Source organism: Nitrosospira sp. TNL200, assembly GCF_055386305.1.
This window is the reverse complement of the sequence record NZ_AP041003.1, coordinates 2,710,337-2,723,893: the sequence shown is the minus strand read 5'-3', so window position 1 is coordinate 2,723,893 and position 13,557 is coordinate 2,710,337. Positions and strand designations below refer to the sequence as shown.

The window sequence follows — 13,557 nt, the reverse complement described above, 5'->3', positions numbered from 1 at the left end:
TCAAGCGCCCGTTTTCTCGTCTGGATTGCCTTCTTCCTGGCCCGTCCTGATGGCGGAGCACGCAATCTGCTGCGCCAATAATTGAGCCAGGTGGCGCGCGCTGCGTTTTCCGCTCTCTACGATGATGTGCGCTGTTTCCCGATACAGCGGATCGCGTTGGGCATAAAGTTCGACAAGGCGTTTTCTGGGATCCGTGGTTTGCAGCAGGGGCCTGTTTTTGTCCTGACGGGTTCGTCGCCACAGATCGTCGATGGTGGCGCGTAAATAAATAACGGTGCCATGCCGAGCCAGCAGGTCCCGGTTTGCTGCACTCAATACCGCTCCGCCACCTGTTGAAAGCACGATATTCTCGCCTCTCACCAGCTCGGACAGCACCTCGGTTTCCCGCTTGCGGAAACCTGCCTCTCCTTCTATTTCAAAGATGACGGAAATGCTTACCCCGGTTTTTTTCTGTATTTCGCGATCCGAGTCGAAAAAGGTTTTATCCAGGTAATGGGCCAGCAGTTTACCTATGGTGGTTTTGCCGGCCCCCATCATTCCTATCAGAAATATGTTTCTCCGCACTTCGCCGGACAATGTATGTATCGGATAGCTAGACGCTCCTGGCGTGTTGAAGGGTTCCATCATGCAATTGTAACGGAATTGCCATCAGCGACGAACGGAGTTCCGCCGGGTGCCAAGCGATGAAAGCCGTATCGACCGCGCCACGGTATTGTTGGGGTGCAGGCATTCTGCTGCGGGACCGCATCTTGCTTCGGAAGACGCGGCTCAATCCTTCGCGTCGCCGCTTTTTTACGCATCCCATCCCACAAAGCCGCTGTCGCGCCAGCAGAGATTTGTTCAGCGGTTCCCTGGATTACGTCCGGGTGCCGTAACGTGCAGAGTAGTGCGGGGGCAGGATTATCTTTCTTCCACGCCAAGAGGCGGCATCTTGCTGAACTCATCCTTGTTCAGCCTTCCGTCATGATTGATATCCAGGCTTTGAAAAACGCGGCTCGACATTCGTTGCGCCGCCGCTTCTTCCGCAGAGACATATCCGTCTTTGTCTGTGTCGTAAAATTCCATTGGAGGTGTCACTGCTTTATCCCTGATTTCCAGCCTGGATTCGCCGAAAACCGTCCCGCAGGTGGTCAGCAGCAGGGCGGAAATCGATAATTGAAATGCTTTTTCCTGCGATATTGACGGGATTCTCACGATATTCCCTTTACTGAAAAATAGCTGGCTCATCAAGAGAGAATGGCTATCGGAACGGTAGCTGGAATTTCCAGGGACGGAACTATTGCTTCCGTGAGTGCATCAAGCGGATCATCGAGGGCAGCAATTCCCGCACCATCAATGTCCTTGCCTGGCTTCCTATCATTCCCGCTGCAAACACGGCGCTGCCCTTCACCGCCTTTTTAACCGCTTCTCCCGGTATTGCCGCAATCAGGACGCCAGCAGCCAGGGCGGCGGCATACGGGTGACGCTGCACGAACCTGAAGGTATGGCTTCTGGGGAAGAGTTGTTCACTGTGGAGAGGGGAAGGGGCCGGGTCATGGGACTGTTCTGGCTGCGTCTGGGGTGGAAAGCGCGAGCGATAGACTTCGCGGCTTGCCTGCATGCGCGCGAGCAGCGCACGTTTTTCCTCTTCCAGGGGCGTGCTCATACCACATCCTTCATCAGCTTGATATCCTCCTGCAACTCATTGCGCACCGTATCGAGGGTCGAAGCCTCAGCCGGTTGCGCCGGAGCGGACATGAACGCCAGGAAAGCAACCAGGGCATAGCCTGCGGCCACCCCCCAGGCCGCCATCAACCGATAGGGCGTATCCCAGAAAGTGGCGATGAGAGCGGCTCCCAGGAAGATGAGAGCCAGCACCGCAAACAATGCCACCACCAGCAAATGGACCAGGCGCCGCCGCAGATACCGCCCCTGGATCTCCGCCGAGATCTTCACCAGCTCCAGGTATTCGTCCACCCGCTCCAGGGCGAGCGCGCCAAGCAGCCTGGCTTTCTCCACGGTCCTGAACATCGGGGCGGACGATAGCCCGGATTAACGCCGGGTGATCAGCAGGCCGACCAGAAAGCCGATGGCCGCGCCATAGCCCACCGACTGCAAGGGATGTTCCTGGACATAGTGCCGGGAGCACTCCACCCCCTCGTCGAACTGCTGGCGGGCATCATCGGCCATATCCCGGGCCGCCTCCCTGGTGGCGGCGATCTTGTCCATCAGCTTTGCCTTGGCCTCCTCCAGATCGATATCCGACAGGCTGGGGATGCGCAAAATCAGATCGTCCAGGTCGGCCCGCAGGTTGGAAAGCTCCTCGCTGGCCACCGACCCCACCCGCCGCCCGGCCGATCTTGCCGCCTCTCCCACATTGCGCGCTGAAGTCTCCGCCTGCCTGGCCAGGTTCTCCGCCGCCGCCTTCGCATCCGTGTCGTTCGATGTATTCGATTTCATGAATCACTCTCCTTTTTGTAATAAAACAGCAATGCCCTACCCAATACCTTACTGCGGGCTGACAAACCCTGGTCCATAGTGTCGCCCGTTTCGGCAATACCGGTATGTACGTTGACACACATACCAATGCTGAGCTAGCAACCTGCCGGACTTAAGGAAGTGCTGAACAAATCCTTGCTGGCATCGCTTCGGAAATCCCAATTGAGCGGGCCGCGGCAGAAATGTTATAATAGCAAGCTAATCTGAATTTGTGGCCGCTTGTTCCTTGCCCTTAGCGGGTTTTCCATAATTTCTGTATTCAGATTAAATTCGCATATCCGCCATTCCAAGGGTGCTTCGAAAGAGCGATTGCGGCGGATAGAGGCTTAACCCTAAAGGAGAAAATTCATGTCGGTAACCATGCGTCAAATGCTGGAGGCGGGTGTTCATTTCGGACATCAAACCCGATTCTGGAATCCGAAGATGGCCCCGTATATTTTTGGCCATCGGAACCGGATACATATCATAGACCTGGAAAAAACCCTGGTGATGTACCAGGAGGCGATGAAGTACGTTCGCCAGTTATCCGCCAACAAGGGAATCATTCTGTTTGTGGGAACGAAGCGGCAAGCGCGCGATATCGTCAGGGAGGAAGCCATCCGTTGCGGTTCTCCCTATGTTGACCAGCGCTGGCTGGGGGGCATGTTGACCAATTTCAAGACGATCAAGCAATCGGTCAAGCGTCTTCACGATATGGAAACCATGGTTGGGGATGGCACGCTGGACAAGCTTTCCAAGAAGGAAGCATTGGATATCCAGCGCGAGCTGGAGAAGCTCAATCGCAGCCTTGGCGGTATAAAAGAGATGAAAAACCTTCCCGATGCCATGTTTGTAATCGACGTGGGCTATCAGAAAGGCGCCATCATAGAGGCAAAAAAACTGGGAATTCCAATAGTAGGAGTGGTCGATTCCAATCACAGCCCGGATGGGCTGGATTACGTGATTCCGGGCAACGACGATTCCAGCCAGGCAATCCGCCTGTATGCACGCGGCGTAGCCGATGCGATTCTGGAGGGGCGCAACCAGATCATGGAAGAGCTTGTAAAGAATGAGTTTGCCGAAGCGGACGAGGCTGTGGCGGATTAGATGGGATAAATGGGCCCTGACAGCCCGGCGGGTGTGAGGGTAATCTTTGAACAATTTGTTCCTGGAGTGACATATGGCGGATATTACCGCAGGGATGGTGAAGGAATTGCGCGAAATCACCGGCCTTGGCATGATGGAGTGCAAAAAAGCACTGGCTGAAACTGAAGGCGACATGAAAGCGGCTGAGGATCTGCTGCGTGTCAAGAGCGGAGCCAAAGCAAGCAAGGCGGCCGGCCGTGTCGCGGCCGATGGAATGATATCAGCATATATTGCGTCCGATGCCAAAAGCGGTGCCTTGGTGGAAGTCAATTGCGAAACGGATTTCGTCGCGAAGAATGAGGATTTCATCCATTTCACCCGCGATCTGGCTCAGTTGGCGACTGTAAATAATCTGGCAGATACGGAAGGGCTTGCGCCGGCTATTCTGGAGACGGGCCAGAGCGTGGAGGAGTTCCGCAAGGCCCTGGTAATGAAGTTGGGTGAGAACATCAGTGTGCGCCGCCTGGTGCGATATGCGGCACAGGGCCGCCTTTCGTCCTACCTGCACGGCGCCAGAATCGGCGTAATGATCGATTACAGCGGGGGCGACGAATCGCTGGGGAGAGATCTGGCGATGCATATCGCAGCCAGCAAACCGATATGCGTTTCGCGTGAACAGGTGTCGTCTGAGCTGCTGGAGCGGGAGCGCCAGATTTACGCGGCGCAAGCAGTGGAAAGCGGCAAATCCGGTGACATTGCCGCAAAAATGGTGGAAGGGCGGATTGCCAAGTATCTTGCCGAAGTGACGCTCCTGGGCCAGCCATTCGTAAAAGACCCGGATCAGACGGTAGAAAAATTGCTGGCAGCGAAGTCGGCGAAGGTGCACGCCTTTACGTTATTCGTGCTGGGCGAAGGCATCGAAAAAAAATCGGGCGATTTTGCAGCCGAGGTAATGGCCCAGGTCAATCAGGCGAAGGATGAGAAGGCTGCCCGGCCGGCTTGACGAAGTCCATGACCACTCCCTCTTACAAGCGAATTTTGCTGAAGCTGTCGGGCGAAGCCTTGATGGGCGATGACAGCTATGGAATCAATCGCGCAATAATTGAAAGAATTGTTTCGGAAATTGTCGAGATAACCCAACTGGAAGTTCAGGTGGCGGTTGTAATAGGAGGCGGCAATATATTCCGTGGAATAACTTCCGCTGAAGATGGAATGGACCGCGCCACTGCCGATTATATGGGAATGCTCGCGACCGTGATGAATGCCCTCGCGCTACAGGATGCGATGCGCCGTGCCGGACTGGCAAGCAGAGTGCAATCGGCGCTTCGTATCGATCAGGTAGTGGAACCGTACATTCGCGGCAAGGCGATGCGCTATCTCGCGTCCGGCAAGGTCGTGATCTTTGCGGCTGGTACGGGAAATCCTTTTTTCACCACCGATACGGCTGCCGCGCTGCGGGGCATGGAAATGAACGTGGACATCGTTCTCAAAGGTACCAAGGTGGATGGCGTGTATGATTCCGATCCCAATGCCAACCCCGAGGCGAAACGTTACCAGCGGCTTACATTCGATATGGCCATCGCCCAGAACCTGAAAGTAATGGACGCCACGGCGCTTACCCTATGCCGGGATCAGAAGCTGCCGCTCAAGGTTTTCAGCATTTTCAAGGCAGGGGCGTTAAAGCGGGTAGTGATGGGGGAAGACGAGGGGACGCTGGTACAGGTATAAATCATCAGCGCTATAATGCGTTTTCGAGCAGTCTATCATTGCACGACGGCAGCGTGCCGCTTTCCGCTTCTTATATTACCGACGACTACCATGATTGCCGACATCAAAAAATCGACTGAGCAAAAAATGCAGAAGAGCTTTGAAGCACTAAAGGCGGATCTGGGAAAGGTGCGAACGGGCAGAGCCCATACCGGGCTGCTTGATCATATTACAGTCGACTATTACGGAACGCCTACGCTCATCAGCCAGGTGGCAAATATCAGTCTGGCCGATGCGCGCACCATTACGGTTGCGCCCTGGGAAAAGAAGATGCTGAGCGCGGTCGAGAAATCCATCAGAAATTCCGATCTCGGACTGAATCCGGTAACGGTAGGTGAATTGATCCGCGTGCCTATGCCACCTCTTACCGAAGAGCGCCGGCGCGATCTCGCCAAAGTAGTAAGGCACGAGGCTGAAACGGCGCGTGTAGCGATGCGCAATATCCGGCGCGATGCGAATGCCCACTTGAAGGATTTGCTCAAGGAAAAAAAGATTGCTGAAGATGAGGAGCGTCGCGGCCAGGATGAGATCCAGAAGATTACGGACCGCCACATCGCGGAAATAGATAAGCTGTTGCAAATCAAGGAAGCCGAATTGATGGCGATCTGATCCGGACGAGAAGCGATCGATGGGGTATGCATGCTATTCCCCAGCAGAGCCCCAGCAGAACGGACAATTTGGATTTTGGAGAGGTTCTCAACTCTACGTTATCTGCCTCATGCCCCCTCCCACCAGTTCAACCCGGGAAATACCCGACATCAGCACAGTTCCGCGACATATCGCCATCATCATGGACGGGAATGGCCGCTGGGCAAAAAACAGATTCCTCCCGCGCGTTGCCGGTCACAAGCGTGGGGTGGAAACGGTACGCACCGCGGTCAAGGCCTGCATGGAGCGCGGTGTCGAATTTCTGACTCTGTTCGCTTTCAGCAGCGAGAACTGGCGCCGCCCGACGGATGAAGTTGCATTTCTGATGCAGCTTTTCATAACAGTCCTGGAGCAGGAAGTCACCAAGCTGCATGAGAACGGGATACGCTTCAAGGTCATCGGTGATTTATCGAAATTCGAATCGAAGATCATCGAGTTTATCCGGAACGGGGAAGCGCTTACCGCCGAGAATACGCGTTTTACCCTCACCATCGCCGCAAATTATGGCGGCCGGTGGGATGTCATGCAGGCTATGCGCAGGCTGCTTGCCGAGCATGCACACCTGGCTGCGGGTTTCGAAGAATCGGATTTGATGCCGTATTTTGCATTGAATTACGCTCCGGAACCTGATCTGTTCATTCGTACCGGCGGAGAAAAGCGCATCAGCAATTTTCTGTTATGGCAGCTTGCCTATACCGAGTTGTATTTCACCGATACTCTGTGGCCGGATTTTGACCGGCGTGCGCTGGATCTCGCCATTCAATCCTATCAGCAACGGGAGCGCCGCTTCGGACGGACGAGCGAGCAAGTTCAGAAAAGCTTATCCGGCAATGGAGGAAGCGAACTTGCCGCGAAGCAGACGGCGTAGCATTCACGCTTTTCCACTCTGCGGCATTGCTCTCGCCATCCGCGCGGGCCATGGTTAAAACCAGGATACTCACTGCTGTCGTCATGCTGCTACTCTTCCTGGCAGCACTGTTTTACCTTTCTCCCATTTTCTGGATGGCGCTTCTGCTGGCCCTGACCGTGGCAGGCGCCTGGGAGTGGCGGCGGCTGGGCGGATTTTCTGCGGCCCACTCCGCCATTTATCTCATCTTGACAGCAATACTGGCTGGAGAGTTGCTCTTTTGGCTGGACAGGTCCATTCTGGCCGATCCGTATACCTTGTCCTTCTCATGGCTTTATGCTGTTTCAGCAGTATTCTGGATCTTTTACGTTCCCCTCTTCCTCAAAGCGAGACATCCCATCAGGAATCCATTGTTGATGGCGCTTGCCGGTTGGATAGTCCTGCTCCCTACATGTCTTGCCTTATTTCAGTTGCGCGCAATCGATCCTGCTTTACTGCTAGGTTTCATGGCGGCAATCTGGATCTCCGATACCTCCGCTTACTTTACCGGACGTTCTCTCGGAAAACATAAGCTTGCGCCGCAAATCAGCCCGGGCAAGACATGGGAAGGAGTAGCCGGAGCGCTGGCTGCGGTTGCCATTTATGCGCTAAGCTGGAGCTGGGCGGCGGAAGAGTGGTTTCTTGCCCGATGGTTGCTGCCGCTGCTTCTGGTGCTTGCCGCACTGGGCATTGTCGGCGATCTGTTCGAATCATTGTTGAAACGTCATGCCGGAGTCAAGGACAGTGGTAATATTTTACCCGGTCACGGTGGTATACTTGACAGGATTGACGCGCTTACCTCGACTCTGCCATTGGCCATCCTGTCACTCCTCTATTTACAGTCGGAATCATGATAATCATTCGTCATATCACCGTCCTCGGCTCTACCGGGAGCATTGGCGTAAGCACGCTGGATGTGGTGGCACGGCATCCCGAGAGATTCCGTGTCGCTGCGCTTACCGCCAATACCAGCGCCAAGGAGATGCTGGAACAGTGCAAGCGCTTCCAGCCACGCTATGCGGTATTGCTGGAAGAAGCCAGTGCGGACTGGTTGCGAATGGAAGTTCGCGCCGCGGGCCTTGCTACCGAAGTCCTGTGGGGTGTTGCGTCGCTCGAAAAAGTGGCTTCGCTGCCTGAAGTCGATATCGTCATGGCGGCGATCGTCGGGGCTGCGGGAATACGGCCCACGTTCGCAGCGGCTGCCGCAGGCAAGCATGTACTGCTGGCCAACAAGGAAACAATGGTCATGGCAGGGCGAATTTTTATGGACGTGGTCAAGCAGAACGGAGCCACCCTGCTTCCGATAGATAGCGAGCACAATGCGATTTTTCAGTCGCTGCCGCAGCATTTCAACGGAAACCTGGGACTGATCGGGGTGCGCCGTATTCTTCTGACCGCCTCCGGGGGGCCGTTTCGCAAAACGCCGCTGAGCTCACTGCAAACGGTTACGCCGAGGCAGGCCTGCGCGCATCCCAACTGGGTCATGGGGCAGAAAATTTCGGTTGATTCGGCCACCATGATGAACAAGGGTCTGGAAGTCATCGAAGCCCATTGGTTGTTCGAAGCAGACCCTGAGCAGATCCAGGTTGTGATCCATCCTCAGAGTATCATCCATTCCATGGTCGAATATATCGATGGCTCAGTGCTGGCTCAGCTCGGAAATCCTGATATGCGTACGCCTATTGCGCACGCGTTGGGTTTTCCCGAGCGTATCGAAACGACGGTCACTCCCCTGGACATGTTCAAGGTGGGACGGCTGGATTTCGAAGCGCCGGACTTCGAGAGGTTTCCCTGCCTGGGGCTTGCTTACAGGGCGCTGGAATCCGGGGGCAATATGCCGGCAGTACTCAATGCGGCCAATGAAGTCGCCGTCGAATCTTTCCTTGGATCCCGCATGCCTTTTACCGCGATTCCCGAAATGATCGGTGACGTGATGCAGAGGGTTGGCCGCAAGGATATCGCTACGCTCAGCGACGTGCTGGCGGCGGATGCAGTGGCGCGTGAGGCCGCGCATGAATGGCTTGCCTGCTTCGCGTAAGGGATAGTCATTGGCCTCGAAAGCTGGCCGTCCTGATGAGTAATTTCTTTCTTGATCCGCTTCATTCCAGCCGGATCGGTTCCTTCGGAGCAAAGAGGCAGGGGGAACGAGAAATCGGCATGGCCTCGAACATCGAGGCTGTCCCGCTTCGCTTTGCAGCACATTCCCCTTTCCTCTGCGTTGCACCCCGCCGAGTCACTCAAGTCTGAGCCGCACCTAAAACTCCCATGACTTTCCTTGTAACCATTATCGCATTTGTCGTGGCCTTGGGGATATTGATCGTTTTCCACGAATTCGGCCATTACCTGGTGGCGCGGTGGTGTGGAGTGAGGGTGCTCCGTTTTTCCGTAGGATTCGGCAGGCCTTTATACCGCAAACGCCTGGGAACCGATCAAACGGAATGGGTGATTTCTGCCTTCCCGCTTGGCGGTTATGTAAAAATGCTCGACGAGCAGGAAGGGAAGGTTGCTCCGGAAGATCTCTCCAGGGCATTCAATCGAAAACCCGTTGCGAATCGGTTTGCAATCGTTGCAGCCGGACCTGTTGCCAATTTTTTGCTGGCAATACTTCTTTACTGGGTTTTATTCATGTCGGGCGTCGCTGGCATGAAACCCATACTGGGCCCTGTGGTTCCCGCTACGCCTGCGGCATTTGCTTCCTTCCAGGAAGGCGAAACCATAACACGGATCGGAGATGAAGCCGTATCAACCTGGCAGGACGCCCGCTGGCTGCTGCTGGCCCAGGCGATGGAAAGGGCCGCCTCCGTGAGCGTCCACACCATCAGCCCGGCAGGGGAAAGCGCCTTGCGGCGGCTTGACCTGAGCCAGGTGGAAGGCAGCGATCTGGAAGGGGATTTCCTGGCGAAGATCGGTTTGAACAGTTATCAGCCGCCAATGGATCCGATCGTGGGGATGCTCGTTGCCGGAGGTGCGGGAGAGCGCGGCGGTCTGCGGGTTGGTGATGAAATTATTGCAGTCGACGGAAAGAAAATCACCCTGTGGGAAGATCTGGTACTGGATATAAGGAAGAATCCCGGGAAACTCCTGAAACTTGAGATTCTCCGCGGCGGCAAAACCGTGCAGCTTGAGATCGTGCCGGATATCTCTTCCGAAAGCGGGGGGAAAGTGGGAAAACTTGGCATAGGTCCGCAAATCGATCGAGGCGAACTGGATAAGTTGATGATCAGCATAAGCTATCCACCCCTGGCCGCCATGGCAAAAGCAATAAGGAAGACCTGGGAAACTTCCCTGTTCACGCTGCAAATGCTCTGGAAGATGGTGGCGGGCGAGGTATCGTGGAAAAACATAAGCGGTCCGATCACGATCGCGGATTATGCCGGGAAGTCAGCCCAACTCGGTTTTGCCTCCTACCTGGCTTTCCTTGCTCTCATCAGCATCAGCCTCGGCGTATTGAACTTGTTGCCCATCCCGTTATTGGATGGGGGCCACCTGCTGTATTATTTGATCGAGGTCGTGAAAGGTGCTCCGCTTTCTGTCAAGGCCATGGAGACAGGTCAGCAGATGGGAATGGCGCTGTTATTCGCATTGATGGTCTGCGCAATCTATAACGACGTCGCTCGGCTCATGTCCGGTTAGCGCATGAAGGCCAGTTCCCTCGTCGCGCTCGTGTCGTTTTTATGCGCTTCGGTGTCGTGGGCGCGCGAACCGTTCATTGTGAAGGATATCCGGGTCGAAGGAATACAACGCACGGAAGCCGGAACGGTTTTCAGCTATTTACCGGTCAAGGTAGGGGATGTGCTCGATGACGAAAAAGCGGCGACTGCTATCAAGGTTCTCTATGCTACCGGTTTTTTCAAGGATGTGCGGCTGGAGTCGGAAGGAGGCGTGCTGCTGGTCGTAGTTGAAGAGCGTCCCGCCATCGCGCAAATTACCATCGTGGGTTCCAAGGAGTTCGAGAAAGACAAGCTGAAAGAGGGATTGAAGCAGGCGGGACTCGCGGAGTCGCGTATCTTTGATCGTTCCCTGCTGGAGAGGGCTGAGCAGGAACTGAAGCAGCAATATATCGCCAGGGGCAAGTATGGAGTGAAAATCACTACCACGACGACCCCGCTTGACCGCAACCGGGTGGGTATCAACTTCCATGTGGATGAGGGCAAGACTGCCAAAATCCGCAAGATCAATGTAGTCGGCAACCAGAATTTCAAGGAAAAAGAACTTCTGGCCGAATTTGCGTTAAGGACGCCCGGACTGTTGACCTGGTTTACCAAAGAGGATCAATATTCCAAACAAAAACTTGGTGCGGACCTCGAATCGCTGCGGTCCTTTTATCTCAATCGAGGCTACCTCGAATTCAGTATCGAGTCGACGCAGGTCTCGATTACACCCGACATGCGTGACATCTATATCACCGTCAATATCACTGAAGGCCCAAAGTACACGGTTTCGGAGGTAAAGCTCGGGGGCGAACTGCTGCTGCCCGAAGAGGAATTGCGCCAGCTGATAAAAATCGCTCCCGGCGATGTGTTTGCGCGGGAACGCTTGACGGAATCCGTCAAGCTCATCACCGACCGTCTTGGGGACGATGGCTACGCATTCGCCAACGTCAATGCATCGCCCCAACTGGACAAGGAAAAGCAGCAGGTGGCTTTTACCTTTTTCATAGACCCTGGCCGCCGGGTCTATGTGCGGCGCATCAATATCACAGGCAATAGCCGCACTCGCGACGAAGTGATACGCCGGGAGATGCGCCAGTTCGAAGGTGGCTGGTACTCGACCACGAAAATCAATCTCTCCAAGACGCGCGTGGACAGGCTGAATTTCTTCAATGCCGTGAATGTCGAGACACCGGCGGTTGAAGGGGTTACCGACCAAATCGACGTAAACGTCGAAGTCAAGGAAAAGCCGACTGGCGCTGTCATGTTTGGAGCCGGCTATTCCAACATGGAGGGCTTGATACTGAGCGGTTCCGTTGCTCAGGACAACATATTCGGCACTGGCAAGCTGGTTAATTTGATGGTCAATACGGGGAGCGTCAACAAGACCTATTCGCTCTCATACACCGATCCCTATTTCACCCGCGACGGCGTGACCGGCGGGTTCGATCTTTATAAGCGTACCCTCAATACCAGCACTCTGATATCCGTGATGAGCTTCAATACTAATACCACCGGAGCCAATTTGCGGTTTGGCTTTCCCATCAACGAAAGAGACAGCATTCAAGCCGGCCTGGGTGCGGAAAATACGATCGTTTCCCTGGGTGCAAACAGTCCACAGCGCAATATCGATTTTGTAAACGAGTTCGGGCGGAGTACCCTCAACATACCATTAACGCTCAGCTGGCGGCGCGACGGCAGGGATAGTGCGATCTGGACAACCGCCGGCACCACGCAGACCGCATTCGCCGAATCAGGTCTGCCGGGAGGAGATCTGACTTACTATAAATTGAACTACACGCTCAAATGGTATTATCCTCTTTCAAGCCTCTTTACACTCATGTTGCACGGAGAACTGGGCTATGGCGACGGTTATAATGGAAAGCCGCTGCCTTTCTTCAAGAACTTTTTCGCGGGTGGCAATACTTCTGTTCGCGGCTACAATATCAGCTCGCTGGGTCCTCGCGATGCCAATAACAGGACGCTGGGGGGTAACAAACGCGTGATCGGCAGTGCAGAAATAATGTTTCCCATGCCGGGAATGAGGAATGACAGATCGGTCCGGCTGAGCGCATTCGTTGACGCTGGAACGGTATACGGGCCCGGGGGACAGATTCCTGCGCAAGAGGGGTTACGCTATTCCGCTGGGCTAGCTGTCATGTGGATTTCTCCTATGGGTCCTCTCAAGGTCAGCATTGCGCAGCCCATCAACAATCAGCCCGGGGATAATCTGCAGCGGTTTCAGTTTCAATTTGGCCAGCAGTTTTAGGGAATCCCGAATAAATCCTCGAGGAGTACGTTGCTGGTAAAATCAGGATAATCATAAGACGCGACGAAGCCCGGACAGGCCTCGTACCTCGCCGCCTTTCGCGCGAATTTACCCGAAAGATCGCCGGATATCGGCGTGTAGTTTGTTCAGGGGTTCCCAAGTTAACCGAATAAAATCGGAGAGAAAATTGACGCAAGTGTTATTGGCTCGACTGCGAGTTGCTGCTGCGTGGACTATTTGCGCGGGCATCGGCTGTTCTTTCGTAGCCCAGGCTGATGAAATCAAGATCGGCGTTGTCGATACCGAAAGGGTTCTGGCCGAATCGGCGCCTGCGATACGGGCACTAAGGAAGATAGAAAAGGAATTTCTCCCGCGTGACCAGGAAATCAAGAAGATGGCTACCCAGGCAAAAGCCCTGCAGGATCTTCTGGAAAAGGATGGAAAAACGATGCCGGAAGCTGATAGGCGCGGCAAGGAGCGGGATCTGGCGACACTGAATCGCGAGTATCAGCGTGCTCAGCGGCAAATGCGGGAAGACCTCAGCTTGCGCCAGAACGACGAAGTTGCCACGCTTCAACTAAGCGCAACCAAGGCTATCCAGGTTATCGCGGAAACCGAAAAATACGATCTGATATTGCCATTGCGGGATCTCGTCTACCGCAGCCAGCGCATGGATATCACCGAAAAAGTGATCAAGGCGCTGGCCGACAAGTAGGCAGGCAATAACGCTTGCCGGGAGAAGACTCGGCCAGCCTGGTGGATATGATTTTCAACGAATGATAAATGACAAGAAG

The 13,557-nt window shown here is 54.7% G+C and carries 15 protein-coding genes; 10 read left to right on the top strand and 5 right to left on the bottom strand.

The window, feature by feature from the left end:
• From ACZ5CE_RS12320 to ACZ5CE_RS12300, 5 genes are all read right to left on the bottom strand, one after another.
• A complete protein-coding gene (locus ACZ5CE_RS12320; RefSeq protein ID WP_464577512.1) occupies positions 1 to 624 on the bottom strand; it encodes a shikimate kinase in 624 nt (207 codons plus the stop codon).
• A 276-nt stretch (positions 625 to 900) separates the two neighbouring features.
• The gene (locus ACZ5CE_RS12315; protein ID WP_464575204.1) at positions 901 to 1,194 is read right to left on the bottom strand and encodes a hypothetical protein; all 294 of its coding nucleotides are present in this window, start codon (positions 1,192 to 1,194) and stop codon (positions 901 to 903) included.
• Between the two features lie 82 nt (positions 1,195 to 1,276).
• Entirely contained in the window at positions 1,277 to 1,645 is a 369-nt protein-coding gene (locus ACZ5CE_RS12310) for a hypothetical protein (RefSeq protein WP_464575203.1), read from the bottom strand.
• Positions 1,642 to 2,010, bottom strand: a complete 369-nt coding sequence (locus ACZ5CE_RS12305; protein ID WP_464575202.1) for a phage holin family protein — start codon at positions 2,008 to 2,010, stop codon at positions 1,642 to 1,644. Before ACZ5CE_RS12305 ends, ACZ5CE_RS12310 begins: the two co-directional genes overlap by 4 nt.
• Positions 2,011 to 2,031: 21 nt before the next feature.
• Positions 2,032 to 2,439: an ElaB/YgaM/YqjD family protein gene (locus tag ACZ5CE_RS12300; RefSeq protein ID WP_464575200.1), complete on the bottom strand. Its 408-nt coding sequence runs from the start codon at positions 2,437 to 2,439 to the stop codon at positions 2,032 to 2,034.
• Positions 2,440 to 2,826: 387 nt separating this feature from the next.
• Here ACZ5CE_RS12300 and rpsB point away from each other — a divergent pair, with 387 nt between their 5' ends.
• The 10 genes from rpsB to ACZ5CE_RS12250 all read left to right on the top strand — a co-directional run bounded on the left by rpsB (position 2,827) and on the right by ACZ5CE_RS12250 (position 13,478).
• Positions 2,827 to 3,564 carry a 30S ribosomal protein S2 gene (rpsB, locus tag ACZ5CE_RS12295; protein WP_464575198.1) on the top strand — a complete coding sequence of 246 codons (738 nt, stop codon included), beginning with the start codon at positions 2,827 to 2,829 and terminating at the stop codon, positions 3,562 to 3,564.
• 73 nt (positions 3,565 to 3,637) lie between these two features.
• Positions 3,638 to 4,546 carry a translation elongation factor Ts gene (tsf, locus tag ACZ5CE_RS12290; RefSeq protein WP_464575196.1) on the top strand — a complete coding sequence of 303 codons (909 nt, stop codon included), beginning with the start codon at positions 3,638 to 3,640 and terminating at the stop codon, positions 4,544 to 4,546.
• Between the two features lie 8 nt (positions 4,547 to 4,554).
• Positions 4,555 to 5,271 (top strand): UMP kinase, encoded by a 717-nt coding sequence (pyrH, locus tag ACZ5CE_RS12285; RefSeq protein WP_464575194.1) that lies wholly within the window; start codon positions 4,555 to 4,557, stop codon positions 5,269 to 5,271.
• 90 nt (positions 5,272 to 5,361) lie between these two features.
• On the top strand, positions 5,362 to 5,919 hold the full coding sequence (gene frr / locus ACZ5CE_RS12280) for a ribosome recycling factor (protein WP_464575192.1): 558 nt from the start codon (positions 5,362 to 5,364) through the stop codon (positions 5,917 to 5,919).
• Positions 5,920 to 6,028: 109 nt separating this feature from the next.
• Positions 6,029 to 6,826, top strand: a complete 798-nt coding sequence (gene uppS / locus ACZ5CE_RS12275; protein ID WP_464575190.1) for a polyprenyl diphosphate synthase — start codon at positions 6,029 to 6,031, stop codon at positions 6,824 to 6,826.
• Positions 6,827 to 6,876: 50 nt separating this feature from the next.
• Entirely contained in the window at positions 6,877 to 7,698 is an 822-nt protein-coding gene (locus ACZ5CE_RS12270) for a phosphatidate cytidylyltransferase (RefSeq protein ID WP_464575189.1), read from the top strand.
• The gene (gene ispC, locus ACZ5CE_RS12265; protein ID WP_464575188.1) at positions 7,695 to 8,882 is read left to right on the top strand and encodes a 1-deoxy-D-xylulose-5-phosphate reductoisomerase; all 1,188 of its coding nucleotides are present in this window, start codon (positions 7,695 to 7,697) and stop codon (positions 8,880 to 8,882) included. The genes ACZ5CE_RS12270 and ispC overlap by 4 nt, the downstream gene beginning before the upstream one ends.
• A 227-nt stretch (positions 8,883 to 9,109) precedes the next feature.
• The gene (rseP, locus tag ACZ5CE_RS12260; RefSeq protein ID WP_464575187.1) at positions 9,110 to 10,477 is read left to right on the top strand and encodes an RIP metalloprotease RseP; all 1,368 of its coding nucleotides are present in this window, start codon (positions 9,110 to 9,112) and stop codon (positions 10,475 to 10,477) included.
• 3 nt (positions 10,478 to 10,480) lie between these two features.
• Positions 10,481 to 12,763: an outer membrane protein assembly factor BamA gene (gene bamA, locus ACZ5CE_RS12255; protein ID WP_464575186.1), complete on the top strand. Its 2,283-nt coding sequence runs from the start codon at positions 10,481 to 10,483 to the stop codon at positions 12,761 to 12,763.
• 211 nt (positions 12,764 to 12,974) lie between these two features.
• Positions 12,975 to 13,478: an OmpH/Skp family outer membrane protein gene (locus tag ACZ5CE_RS12250; RefSeq protein ID WP_464577510.1), complete on the top strand. Its 504-nt coding sequence runs from the start codon at positions 12,975 to 12,977 to the stop codon at positions 13,476 to 13,478.
• Positions 13,479 to 13,557 lie beyond the last annotated feature (79 nt).

What these genes read in the sequence shown, in the direction of transcription:
- ACZ5CE_RS12320 (WP_464577512.1), bottom strand. Translation starts at nt 624, where the DNA reads ATGGAACCCTTCAACACGCCAGGAGCGTCTAGCTATCCGATACATACA.
- ACZ5CE_RS12310 (WP_464575203.1), bottom strand. Translation starts at nt 1,645, where the DNA reads ATGAGCACGCCCCTGGAAGAGGAAAAACGTGCGCTGCTCGCGCGCATG.
- ACZ5CE_RS12305 (WP_464575202.1), bottom strand. Translation starts at nt 2,010, where the DNA reads ATGTTCAGGACCGTGGAGAAAGCCAGGCTGCTTGGCGCGCTCGCCCTG.
- ACZ5CE_RS12300 (WP_464575200.1), bottom strand. Translation starts at nt 2,439, where the DNA reads ATGAAATCGAATACATCGAACGACACGGATGCGAAGGCGGCGGCGGAG.
- rpsB (WP_464575198.1), top strand. Translation starts at nt 2,827, where the DNA reads ATGTCGGTAACCATGCGTCAAATGCTGGAGGCGGGTGTTCATTTCGGA.
- tsf (WP_464575196.1), top strand. Translation starts at nt 3,638, where the DNA reads ATGGCGGATATTACCGCAGGGATGGTGAAGGAATTGCGCGAAATCACC.
- pyrH (WP_464575194.1), top strand. Translation starts at nt 4,555, where the DNA reads ATGACCACTCCCTCTTACAAGCGAATTTTGCTGAAGCTGTCGGGCGAA.
- frr (WP_464575192.1), top strand. Translation starts at nt 5,362, where the DNA reads ATGATTGCCGACATCAAAAAATCGACTGAGCAAAAAATGCAGAAGAGC.
- uppS (WP_464575190.1), top strand. Translation starts at nt 6,029, where the DNA reads ATGCCCCCTCCCACCAGTTCAACCCGGGAAATACCCGACATCAGCACA.
- ACZ5CE_RS12270 (WP_464575189.1), top strand. Translation starts at nt 6,877, where the DNA reads ATGGTTAAAACCAGGATACTCACTGCTGTCGTCATGCTGCTACTCTTC.
- ispC (WP_464575188.1), top strand. Translation starts at nt 7,695, where the DNA reads ATGATAATCATTCGTCATATCACCGTCCTCGGCTCTACCGGGAGCATT.
- rseP (WP_464575187.1), top strand. Translation starts at nt 9,110, where the DNA reads ATGACTTTCCTTGTAACCATTATCGCATTTGTCGTGGCCTTGGGGATA.
- bamA (WP_464575186.1), top strand. Translation starts at nt 10,481, where the DNA reads ATGAAGGCCAGTTCCCTCGTCGCGCTCGTGTCGTTTTTATGCGCTTCG.